Origin of the sequence: Pseudoalteromonas sp. GutCa3, assembly GCF_002836155.1 — a bacterium.
GTDB lineage: Bacteria > Pseudomonadota > Gammaproteobacteria > Enterobacterales > Alteromonadaceae > Pseudoalteromonas > Pseudoalteromonas arctica.
The window spans coordinates 28,556-40,830 of sequence record NZ_PJBK01000103.1; the positions used below are offsets into that span (position 1 = coordinate 28,556).

At 39.5% G+C, this 12,275-nt stretch carries 11 protein-coding genes; all 11 read left to right on the top strand.

Translation table 11 applies throughout. The features are described 5' to 3' along the window. The first annotated feature begins 2 nt into the window (after positions 1-2). Genes CXF64_RS19610 through CXF64_RS19660 form a run of 11 tightly spaced genes read left to right on the top strand, consistent with a single transcriptional unit; the run spans position 3 to position 12,221 of the window. Positions 3-905, top strand: a complete 903-nt coding sequence (locus CXF64_RS19610) for an ExeA family protein (protein WP_101217853.1) — start codon at positions 3-5, stop codon at positions 903-905. Then, entirely contained in the window at positions 902-2,044 is a 1,143-nt protein-coding gene (locus tag CXF64_RS19615; RefSeq protein WP_101217854.1) for a tetratricopeptide repeat protein, read from the top strand. The genes CXF64_RS19610 and CXF64_RS19615 overlap by 4 nt, the downstream gene beginning before the upstream one ends. Continuing rightward, complete coding sequence (locus CXF64_RS19620; RefSeq protein ID WP_024594461.1) at positions 2,041-3,768, top strand: GspE/PulE family protein; 1,728 nt, start codon at positions 2,041-2,043, stop codon at positions 3,766-3,768. Before CXF64_RS19615 ends, CXF64_RS19620 begins: the two co-directional genes overlap by 4 nt. Then, on the top strand, positions 3,755-4,975 hold the full coding sequence (locus tag CXF64_RS19625) for a type II secretion system F family protein (protein ID WP_101217855.1): 1,221 nt from the start codon (positions 3,755-3,757) through the stop codon (positions 4,973-4,975). The genes CXF64_RS19620 and CXF64_RS19625 overlap by 14 nt, the downstream gene beginning before the upstream one ends. Position 4,976: 1 nt before the next feature. After that, the gene (locus tag CXF64_RS19630; protein WP_101217856.1) at positions 4,977-5,561 is read left to right on the top strand and encodes a pilus assembly FimT family protein; all 585 of its coding nucleotides are present in this window, start codon (positions 4,977-4,979) and stop codon (positions 5,559-5,561) included. Positions 5,562-5,583: 22 nt separating this feature from the next. Beyond that, entirely contained in the window at positions 5,584-6,126 is a 543-nt protein-coding gene (locus CXF64_RS19635; RefSeq protein ID WP_024598050.1) for a prepilin-type N-terminal cleavage/methylation domain-containing protein, read from the top strand. An 8-nt stretch (positions 6,127-6,134) separates the two neighbouring features. Next, positions 6,135-6,626 carry a type II secretion system protein gene (locus CXF64_RS19640; protein WP_010553771.1) on the top strand — a complete coding sequence of 164 codons (492 nt, stop codon included), beginning with the start codon at positions 6,135-6,137 and terminating at the stop codon, positions 6,624-6,626. Then, positions 6,613-7,164, top strand: coding sequence for a type II secretion system protein (locus CXF64_RS19645; protein ID WP_101217857.1), 552 nt, complete (start codon positions 6,613-6,615; stop codon positions 7,162-7,164). Before CXF64_RS19640 ends, CXF64_RS19645 begins: the two co-directional genes overlap by 14 nt. Then, on the top strand, positions 7,164-8,003 hold the full coding sequence (locus tag CXF64_RS19650) for a PulJ/GspJ family protein (RefSeq protein ID WP_101217858.1): 840 nt from the start codon (positions 7,164-7,166) through the stop codon (positions 8,001-8,003). Before CXF64_RS19645 ends, CXF64_RS19650 begins: the two co-directional genes overlap by 1 nt. Next, complete coding sequence (locus CXF64_RS19655) at positions 7,993-8,484, top strand: agglutinin biogenesis protein MshP (RefSeq protein WP_101217859.1); 492 nt, start codon at positions 7,993-7,995, stop codon at positions 8,482-8,484. The genes CXF64_RS19650 and CXF64_RS19655 overlap by 11 nt, the downstream gene beginning before the upstream one ends. After that, entirely contained in the window at positions 8,481-12,221 is a 3,741-nt protein-coding gene (locus CXF64_RS19660) for an H-type lectin domain-containing protein (RefSeq protein ID WP_101217860.1), read from the top strand. The genes CXF64_RS19655 and CXF64_RS19660 overlap by 4 nt, the downstream gene beginning before the upstream one ends. Positions 12,222-12,275: the final 54 nt, after the last annotated feature.

Here is a 12,275-nt window from a genome sequence, read left to right on the forward strand (position 1 = left end):
CTATGTATTTAAGCTTTTTTAATTTAAGTGAAATGCCTTTCACGCTAACCCCTAACACACAATTTTTTTGTGCACTTGAACCGCACCACGAAGCGATGCAAGTGCTAACAACAGCCATTGAGATGGGTGAAGGGTTTATTAAAGTCACCGGTGAAGTTGGGACAGGTAAAACGTTGCTTTGTAGAAAGTTATTAAACCAACTTGAGCCAGATTACATTGTGGCTTATTTACCTAACTCTTATTTAAGCCCAGAAGAGCTTAGATGGGCGATTGCAGTTGAGCTGGGCATGGATGTAGATAAAGCATTGGACCAACAAGCACTAGGGCAGCTTATAAATCATCACTTACTCGACTTACAAGAAGATAATGAGCGCGTAGTGCTTTTGATAGATGAGGCGCAATGCTTGAGTTGGGAGACTCTAGAGGCGCTGAGGTTATTTACAAACTTAGAAACAGAAAGCGAAAAGTTGATTCAAGTTGTGTTATTTGGGCAACCTGAACTTGATGAAAAACTGGCAAACAATAAAGTAAGGCAGTTACGCCAACGTATTAGTTTTTCGTATAAATTACGGGCGATGACTGGCGCTGAGGTTGTTTATTATATTAATCATCGCTTACAAGTTGCAGGATTTAATAGGCCTCCTTTATTTAATAATAGTATGGGGCTTAAGATTGCCAGAGCAAGCCGTGGAATTCCTAGGTTAGTTAATATTTTATGCCACAAAGCACTATTACAAGCTTATGGGGAAGGGTTAAATACAATAACAAATCGCCATATTCAGCTTGCCATAAAAGATACCGAAGACTGCGCAAAATATCGAACCGGTCAATATTGGAGCTACAGCGCGTTAATGTTTAGTGTTTTAGCTATTGCTGCCATATGGGTATGGAGGCAGTGGTTATGAGCGTTATAAATAATATGCTTAAAAATATTGAGCAACGTGAAGCTAAACAAGTGAATATTCAAGAAGGTATAAGCGTAAAGCCAATATATGATGTAAAAAACATTGTATTTAAAGCCGCAATTTTACTTATTATGCTAAGTGTCATTTTTTTAGCATACCTGTATTTACCGACCGCCGACAAAAAAGAAACTCAACGTGAGTCTGTGCTACCACAGCAAAAAATGGTCGCGGTTTTGAGCTCTAATTTATCTGATTCTCAAGATGAAAAAAGCACTGTAGAGCCTTTAGTTGAGCAAGAAGTTGTGAAGAAGGCTGTGCAAGTTGAGCAAATAAAACAGGAAGTGAATGATTTAGCTGAATCCAAGTTGAGTGAAGCAACATCACTGGTTTCTCAACCAACGGCTGAGCCGGTTGTAATTGCCGAGGTTAAACAAAGCCCTGCACTAGCTAAAGATAATATGTTAGTGGCTAGCAAAGTTATTGTCAGTAAGCCAAAAACTACTTCAGTGACTAAAACTAAGCCACAAAATACTATGATCAAAAGCGCAGCAGAAACTAAGTCACCACAGGCTTTATTGGTCGAGCAATTAGCAGCAGCTAAACAGGCAATACAGTTTGGCTTATACAACGAAGCTATTAGTGATTTAAACATTATTTTAGCGCAATCGCCTTTACATGTTGAGGCCCGAAACTTACTGGCTGCAACTTACTTTAAACAACAAGATATAAATTCTGCACAGCAGGTTTTGCAATCAGGTATTCGCCAAAACCCTAACGTACTTGAATGGCGTGTAATGCTAAGCAAAATACTCATTATGCAACAACAGTATGAAGGAGTATTACTGCTTTTAAGTGATGAATTTGAATCCCAGGCGAATCTTGATTTTTGGGTGCTGCAAGGTACTGCTGCGCAAAGTGCGAGTAAGCACCATAAAGCACTTGAAAGCTTTAAACATCTTACACAGCTCCAGCCTAGTCAAGCCAAGTGGTGGCTTGCACTTGCAACCTCAAAAGATGCACTAGGAGAGTACCTCGATGCTAAACAGCTTTATAAAGTAGCTCTAGATTTAGGTGGGTTAAATACCGCTATGACCCAGCATGCATTACAGCGTTTAGTTGCACTAAAGGAGGCCGTATGAGACCTAGTTTAAAAATGCGCTTAGGCGATTTACTTGTCCACGAACACATGATCACCGAAGCGCAACTAAGTGAAGCATTAAATGTTCAAGCTGCAACGGGCCGTAAATTAGGTTCGACACTTATTACACTTGAGTTTATTAGTGAGCCACAATTATTACGCTTTTTAGCGCAGCAATTACAGGTACCTTTTTTAGATATATCACAGCGAAAAATATCACACGATGTATCTAAGCTTTTATCTGAGGTATATGCGCGTCGTTACAGAGCACTAGTAATTGAAGACAATGGTGACTCTGTTTTGGTCGGGATGAGCGACCCTGCTGATTTAAGGGGGCTTGATCAACTTGCGACTATGCTTGCTCCTAAACGAATAGATTTAGCTGTTGTACAAGAAAGCCAAATAATGGCTGCGTTTGATAACGTATATCGTCGCACAGATGAAATTACCAACTTTGCAGCACAACTCCATGAAGAATACCAAGACGTAGAAGAGTTTGATTTAAACTCTTTAGGTGATGAGACATCCGATGCAACCGTTGTAAAGTTACTGCAATCAATATTTGAGGATGCTGTGCAAGTTCGCGCATCTGATATTCACATTGAGCCAGATGAAGGTTTGCTTCGCATTCGTCAACGTGTAGATGGAATATTACAAGAGCACACTCTTAACCAAGTAAAAATAGCATCGGCACTAGTGCTACGTTTAAAGCTTATGTCGGGATTAGATATATCTGAAAAACGCCTCCCTCAAGATGGCCGGTTTAATATAAAAGTGCGCAGCCATAGTATTGATGTGCGCCTATCTACCATGCCGGTTCAGCATGGTGAATCAGTTGTAATGCGTTTGCTTGATCAATCTGCAGGATTATTATCGTTAGATGAAACAGGTATGCCGGCACACATATTAAAACGTGTGCGCAGCATTATAAAGCGTCCACATGGCATGGTTTTAGTTACTGGGCCAACAGGCTCGGGTAAAACAACCACACTTTATGGTGCATTAAGTGAGTTAAACCAACAAGAAAGTAAAATTATTACAGTAGAGGATCCCGTTGAGTATCGTATTGGCCGTATTAACCAGGTACAAATAAATAATAAAATAGGGCTAAGTTTTGCCAGTATTTTACGGACCGCTCTAAGGCAAGATCCTGACATCATAATGGTTGGCGAAATGCGTGACCAAGAAACCGTAGATATTGGATTAAGGGCCGCTTTAACAGGCCACCTAGTACTATCAACGTTACATACCAATGATGCAATTACCAGCGCTATGCGCTTAATCGACATGGGTGCACCAGCTTACTTAGTGGCAAGCTCACTGCGAGCGATTATTGCTCAGCGATTAGTAAGGCGAGTATGTAATGACTGTAGAGTACCGTACTTGCCAGATCGCCAAGAAATAAGTTGGTTAAAATATTTAGGCGAAGAGATTACAGATGCTCAATTTTCTAAAGGGCAAGGTTGCACAGCATGTAATCACACTGGTTATAAAGGACGTGTAGGTATTTTTGAGTTGCTCGAAATGGATGATGCAATGATGGATGCATTGCGCGCTAACGACACACAAGGTTTTGCGAAAGCCGCTAAAAATAGCGCAAACTTTTCGCCACTCTCAGCAATGGCATTAAATTACGCTAAGAAAGGTATTACCTCTTTAGATGAAGTATTTAAAGTGGCTGAATATATCCCTGAAATAGTAGGGGATATTGATGCAACTATATAGCTATAAAGCGAAAGACAGCAAAGGTGTTTTGGTAAAAGGCCAATTAGAAGCGAGTAACCAAGCTGGCGTAGCTGATAGTTTAATGAAGCGTCAATTTATACCAATATCAATTTCTTTAGTTGAAACAAAAAATAATATTAAAATTTTTGATAATTTATTTGTCGAAAAAATAACGCTAGACGACATGATTATGTTTTCTAGACAAATGTATTCGCTACTAAAAGCGGGTATTCCAATTATACGAGCAATGATTGGATTGGCAGATACAACACAAAATAAAGAATTTAAAAATGTATTGATGGAAGTTACCAGGCAACTTGAGCAAGGCCGCGACTTATCCAGTGCAATGGCAATTCATAACGAGGTATTTAGCCGCTTAACCGTGTCAATGGTAATGGTTGGTGAAGGTTCTGGCCGGTTAGAAGATGCATTTTATCAACTCGCTATTTATTTTGAAAAAGAACAGGAAACTCGCAAACGAATAAAAGCAGCTATGCGCTACCCTACTTTTGTTATTTTGGCTCTTGTAGCAGCTATGGTTATTTTAAATATTTTTGTAATTCCTACCTTTGCGAGTATGTTTGCCAAATTCGATGCCGAATTGCCGTTAATGACTCAAATATTAATTGGTACTAGCAGCTTTTTTGTTAATTACTGGTGGTTATTGTTGGTAATGGGTATTGGAGCGGTATTTGCGTGGAAGCGTTATTTAAATACAGAACCAGGACGTTTTAAGTGGGATCAATATAAATTAAAAATTCCATTTATTGGAGATATTTTAAAACGCACATTGCTTGCGCGCTACAGCCAAAGTCTAGCTATGGTATTGCGCTCTGGCGTACCTATGACCACGGGGTTATCACTAACAGCGCATGCCGTAGATAATAGCTATATGGAAAAAGCGATTATTACTATGCGCCAAGATATAGAAAAAGGCGATAGCTTACTTAGAGCCTCAAAAAGTTCTGAGCTGTTTTCTCAGCTTGTATTACAGATGGTCGCCGTAGGTGAAGAAACAGGTCGGGTTGATGAGTTACTTCAAGAAGCAGCTGATTATTATGAGCGTGAAGTTGATTATGACTTACGAAGCTTAACTGCAAAAATAGAACCTATTTTAACTGTGTTTGTTGCCATTATGGTGCTGATTTTAGCATTGGGTATTTTTATGCCTATGTGGAACATGATGTCGGCAATTAAAGGGAATTAAGGTGAACACAACCACAGCTTACTCAAAAGGTTTCTCATTATTTGAGTTAGTTATTGTTGTTATTTTACTGGCAGTAATTTTGAGCTTTGCTATACCTCAATATATAGGTATTAAAAATCAAGCGCATAATGCAAGCGTAGATGCTATTGCGGGTAGTTTTTCATCGGCTGTTGGCATGGTTAGAGGTCAATGGGAGTTAGAAGGGAGACCAAATAGTAAGTCACATATAACATTTGTTAATTATGGAGGAGTGATAGTTGCTGTTGATGGATCGCTAGGTACACCAACGAGTGACGAAACAGAAAAAAAAGATACTCGTGCAGAGTCTATAAATGCTCATAAATGCCGCCAAGTATTAAATGTAATTTTACAAGATGCACCAAGCAGTACCTCAAGTAGTGAAATATCGATAATAAAAAGTGTAAGTTTTTTAGTTAGGTACAATGCAGAAAGTACGCAATGCGTCTACTATTTAACTCATACCATTGATATCAAAAGTATACCTACTAATACGGGTGAAATATCAGGTTTAACAGGTTTTTCATACTTTGCTAAAACAGGCAAAGTAAAAATATTTAAAAACTAAGTAATTAAAAAGAGGCTTATTTATGAAAACGCAATCGTTAAAAAGTTTACCAATGAATAAACAAGCAGGTTTTACACTTGTTGAATTGATCATCGTAATTGTTATTTTAGGCATTTTAGCCGTTACTGCAGCACCTCGTTTTTTAAACTTACAAGGTGATGCAAATGCTTCAACACTCGAAGGCTTACAAGGGTCTATTCGCAGTGGTATGAATATTGTAAATGGCAAATCTATTATTGCTAGTGATCACAAAAAGGCAACGGCTGAAGTTACTGTAGATACAGGGGATGCAGTCGATACAGTTTATGGTTACCCAGCAGCAACAGAAGAAGCCTTTGAAGCATTTTTAGATGTCAACTTTGCAGATGGAACACCAAATGCAATTGATTCAGCTGATTTCAATTTATTTGTAAACGATACAACAGTAACTATTTTTCCAAATAGTTACACTGTGGATGCAACTACTGTTGATGATTGTCGCATTGAATACACACAAGCTACTGCGACGACAGGCCCTGTAGTTGTAACTCCTCCAGTAATAACACTAGTTACTACGGGCTGTTAATTACATAAATGATAAGCAGTAGTAAGCAACGATTGCGTGGCTTCACACTCATTGAGTTAATTATTACTCTAGTGATATTGGGAATACTGTCGGTAACGGCAGTTCCCAAATTTCTGGGCAGCTCAACAGAAGATGCATACTCATATCGAGACCGTACTTTAAATGCACTTAGAACAGTGCAGTTACGTGCAATGCAAAATACAGCGACAACAAGTTGCCATACTCTTTATATAACCTCCACACTTATTGCTCCCCCCACACCTGATACATGTATCGGTGGCGCTGATACCAACAACACCGATCATTTAGTGGTACAAATAAACACGCAAAGAAGTGATATAACATTTAGCGCTTTAGATAGTAACGCGAATATATTTACCCAAATTAGTTTTGATCCTTTAGGTAAATCAAATCAAACCTGTACTTCGCAGTGTCGAATAGATGTTGGATTAGCTGGCGTATGCATAAGTGGTGAAGGGCTTATCTATGCGTGCCCTTAAAGTAAAAGGTTTTACTTTAATTGAGCTTATTATTGGCATAGTGATGTTTGCTATTGCATTAAGCATTATTACCGCGCTCATTGGCCCACAAGCCAAAAAAAGTGCAGAGCCAATTATTGCTTTAAGAGCCTCTGAATTTGGTCAATCATTAATGAACGAAATTCAAAGTAAATCGTTTGATGAGCACAGCGATAGAAGCGCACCTTTTAGACGTTGCGGCGAAACAACCTTAGGTGCAGAGCCTTGTACCGCAGAGGGTGATTTAGGCGTCGATAACTTAGGGGCTGGCCTAGAGACCCGAACCAGTTATAACGATGTAGATGACTACATTGCACTTTCTAACCAACCTATTACAAATAGCTTAGGTGAGGTGTTAAGCCAATACAGTGACTTTAACTTAGTTGTTACTGTTGAGTACGATAGCGACTTTAACGAATTGACCATCAACGATGGCACAACCTTTAAGCGTATTACTATTGAAGTAACATCACCCTTAGGCGAAGTTTACGGATTTAGTGCATATAAAGGGAATTACTAATGCAAAGAGCTAAATACCAAAATGCATTTACCCTTATAGAACTATTACTTGTCATGGTTATTATTGGTATTTTAGCCGTAAGTGCATTTTCATTTATTGGTGCTGGGGTCAGTATTTACTCACAAGGGGTTGAGCGCCAAGAAGCAGTAGCTCAGGCCCGCTTTTTAATAACGCGACTTAGTAAAGAGCTTCGCCACGCTACGCCAAATTCATTAAGGCTTTCTTGCGATAATAATACTAGCGGGGCCTGTAGTGCTCAGCAGTGTTTAGAATTTACGCCGTTTTTATCGGCCACTCACTATACAAATTACCTACCTACCGTAGCGCCTTTTAATGTTAGCGCTGTTGATTTTGAACTTAATAACTTAACGCAGCCGCAAGCTGGAGATTGGGCAACTATTTACCCATTAAGCAGTGCTGATATATACGATGAAAAAAATAATAAGCGCTTGCAAGTATCAGCATTTAATAGTTCAGCGAGTGAAATTGATGAGTGGCAATTTAGTAAAGCATTTGCCCAAGAGTCGCCGAGTAAACGCCTTTATTTACTCTCTCAACCTATAAGTTTTTGCGTTGAAGGGCAGTATTTATATAGATATACCAATTACGGTTTTACTATTAATCAATCAGATGCTGTGAGCTTACAAATAAGCAGTGGTGTTAAACGTGATTTATTAGGTATTTACATTGCTAACAATTTAGCGAGCGATTTATTTTTTACTCTTGATGCGCTCTCCCTACAAAGAAACGCTGTGCTTAATGTGAATGCGCAAATGCAATTTAACGATACTGAAGTAATGAACTTTAACCATGAGGTACATATTCCTAATGTACCTTAAAAAAAATCCTCACGGAAAAGCCTTACCCAGTAAACAAAAAGGGAACTTAATAATTGTTTCTTTGGTAATTATTGTTGCTTTATTAGCACTAGGATTAGCATTAGTTAAAGTGCTTTCTGGTGCATCTCAACAAAATACAATTGAGTATTATGGGGCTCGCGCTTTTATGGCAGCACAAAGCGGCCTAGAAAGTGGTTTAACGCAACTATTTCCAATAAATAGCTCAGTTCAAAGCTGTACATCAGTTACTACTGATTTAACCTTCCAAACTGCATATTTAGCTAACTGTAAAGTAGTGGTGAGTTGCGATGAATATATAGACTTACCTGATAGCAGTACAACAAACGGGCTTGTGAATATATATTACTTACAAAGCAGTGCAACGTGCGCCGCAATTGATTGCCCTGCAGGGAGTAGCTGCAGAAAAGATTATTGGCAAACACAAAGAACGCTCAGTGTGGAGGCTAAAACTTTACCATGATGAAAAACGCATTGGTCATTATATTTTTTAGCTGCGTGTTACTTTGTAATTACGCAAATGCAGTGCCTCCAAAAATCGAGGGCCGTTATATAGAACTGCAAGATACATATACATCGCCTGTTTGGACAAAAGTTAATTTTCAACAGCAATATATAACGCCTCCTGCTGTTTTTATGCTCTCAACAAACCAAGGCGGAAACCCTGCAATAATAAGAATACGTAATATAACCACAACTAGCTTTGAGGCCTTACCGCTTGAACCTTCAGGAGAGGATGGTGGACATATTAGTATGGGGGCGCACTATTTAGCTGTTGAGTATGGTGTGCATCAATTTCCAGACGGCACAATTATGGAAGTAAGTAATACTGATCTATTGCTCGAATTACAGTATGGCTCTAAGTCTGGCTTTGCTCCACTGACACCTAAAGGCTATAAGTCTTTAACATTTGCTGAACCGTTTACTCAAAGGCCAAACTTTTTCCATTCGTTACAAACACTCAATAGCATAGACAGCAATCCACCTTCTGAGGCATTAATTCCGTTTTTAACAGTTGCAGTAGAAAGTAATTCTCTATCTGCCAGCGGCGTTAATATTGCTTTAGAAGCATCTGAAACAGCACTTGGGCTTATAAAAACCGAAACTGTTGCTTATATGGCCGTAGAGCCAGGAAGTAACCGCACATTTTCTGACGATAATGGCGTTGAGGTATCGTGGGAAACTTTTTTCACAGGCTTTGAAATTGACGGCTGGAGCGATGGCTGTAATTACTTTAGTTTTACTAATAATTTTAGTGTGGCCCCTTTGGTGGTTGCAAGTAAAAACTCACGCCAAGAAGATGATGGCGGGTGGCTACGCAGCTGTAACCTGCGAACTGACAGGTTAGGACTTGTAGTTGACGAAGATCGTGATGGCGATAACGAGCGCCGTCACGTAAACGAGGAAGCATCAATACTCGCCATGACTAGTACCTTTGTATTTAATGGTGATATTTTAGATTGTGATACGTTATTCCCGGGCGCTATTTCTACTTATAACAATGGTGAAGTGCAGCTGGTGCAGGGAGTAGAAATAACCGATGGTAATGCGCAGTTTGTCACCACCACAAGTTTAATTTCTACAGCGCTGACGAGCCCTCCTTTGTGTAATGGTCAGGCGTGTGTTGCTGGTGGTTATAACTCTTTAGAACCGAATCAAGCGGCGCAGGTGCCAACGGTTACAAATGATGGTAGCTCAACAGGGCCCGTACCTACTTCTTTAGCTGGCGACTATTATTACGATGAGTTGCAGTTAAGTATGCTGGAAACAGAGTACAGAGTAACAGCGCCTACACGTATTTTTTTAAAAGACACAACCTCACTTCTATCAACTTCATTTTTGAATATAGGTAAAACAAATATAGTAGTAGAAACTGGCGCGTACTTGGCTATTTATGTGGATGGTGCGGTTGCTATTGCAGCTGATGCAAATATTGCGGGCTATATTGTTGCAACTGGTGAGGTAAGAATCGCTCAAAATGTAACGTATCAGGGATCAATTACATCGGCTACTCAAATTATTACCGAAGGGAGCTCAACGTTTGACGCTCTACCAGTACCCGAAAGTATCCCTGGTTTTTGTGGTATTTATACACCAGAAACACTGGATCATTATCGTTTAACAATAAGCGATAACAAAGGTCTAACGTGTGAAGCTAAAGAAATGACACTAACAGCCTGCGCTAATGATGCCTGCGATTTATTATTTGCTGAGCCGTCTAGTTTAAACCTTTCTCCAGATAATAGTGGTCAGCAAAGTTGGGTTACAGGGGAGAATATTAATTTTACAGGCTCAACAACTGTTGAGTTTGCTAAACGTACAACTGGTAGCGTTACATTTGGATATAACACTGCTGATCCTTCTGCACCTCTTCGTTGTTATATCGGTGGTAATAATGTTGGTTTGAGTGGCTGTAAAGTTACGTTTTCTGATGCTGGATTTATTTTTAATAATGATACAGATGGAAATACTACAATTCCTACTCAGTTATCAGCAAAGCCTTCAAATACTGGATTTAATGCAAAAGCGCTATCTATTCAAGCGGTAAAAACAAATACCACTACGGGCGTATGCGAAGCTGCATTTCCCGCTGGTGGCGATGTAAGCTTAGATTTATCGTATACATGCAGTACTGGTGCAAGTTGCTCCGATACGGTTTCACTTAGTAATAATAATAATACCTTTGCGGTAGAGCAAGCCTCTAAATCATTCATACTTAACTTTGATAGTGAGTCTAAAGCCCCGATTGTTATAAATTACCCCGATGCAGGAAAGTTGAGTTTAAATGTAAATACCAATTTAATTTTAGACCCACTAACTAATTTATCAGTAAATTTAACGGGTAGTTCAAATGAATATGTCGTAAAACCATTTGGATTAGCCATGGAGGTAGCAAGTGATGGTTATGCAGCAGATGCTAATGGGAGCTTATTTAGATTAACGGGCGAAGCATTCGATTTAAAAATGAATGCGGTGCAGTGGCAAACAGGGCAAGACACCAACAACGATGGTTTCCCAGACAACTACAGCAATATTACAAATAACAACATAGCTAAGCATTTCATTACAGAGCAACCGCTTGTAGAGGCATCGCTTAAAGCGCCTACGCCAGGTATTCAAGGTACGCTTGAAGCGATGAGTACTGTTGCGTTTAGTGATATAGGTAGTTTGAGTGAATCTATATCGCAATATAATTACGACCAAGTTGGCATAATTGATTTAACAGCAGGCCTTCAAGATGCCGATTATTTTGGTGCGGGAGATGTAAAAGGTGAGCTATATAACGTTGGTCGTTTTGCACCTTCGCAGTTTCAGGTAGTGGGGGTTCAAGCCGCCGCGCAATGCACGCAATACGGCAGTAATTTAACTTATCTTGATCAACCTTTTGAACTTGGCTTTACAGTACAAGCACAAAATCAAAATGGTGAGCTAATGGCTAATTATAAAGAGGGCTTTGATAAGTCCAGTGTAGACGTTAATGCCGAAAATAATGAAGTAGGTAACTATGTACCTGCAACTAATTTTACTAGCCGCTTAGTAAACCTAGGAAATAACAACTGGGGAGATATAAGCGACGGCCAATGGCAAATGAGCCAACTCAACACGACACTTAAAAGATTAGGTGTAGGGCAAGTAGACGGACCGTTCGCTATGGTGAGCTTAATGGCAACGCTTTCTGACATAGAAGGGGCAACACTTATTGATGCAAATGATAAACCTAATACACAAACAGCATGCTCGGGTGGTTGTAATAGCGTACGACTAAATGCATTACCAATAGAGTTTAGATTTGGACGCTTAGTCCTTGGCAATAACGCAGGCTCCGATCTCGACCCTTTACTTATTCCTATGCAGGCTCAGTATTACAACGGCAGTGGATTTGTAAATAACACTGAAGATAACTGTAGTGTATTTGATCATACCCAAATCACTCAAATATCACCTAGCAGCCCACAATTAACCTATAAATATGGGACTGGTGTATCTGGCCAGCTAGAGGCGGGAGTGTATCCGGCAGATAACGGTATTTATGCACAGCCAAATGGTTTGGGTGAATTTACCTTAGAATATAATACTTATGATTGGTTAAAGTGGGATTGGCAGGGCGATGGAACACAGCTTGATCCTCGTACTATTTTACAATTTGGACGCTTTAGAGGAAATGATCGGGTTATTTACTGGCGTGAAACACGCGAATAGTTGTAAACTAATATAATAATTGAACAAAGCTTGTGTTTTGTGCTGCAAGTACAT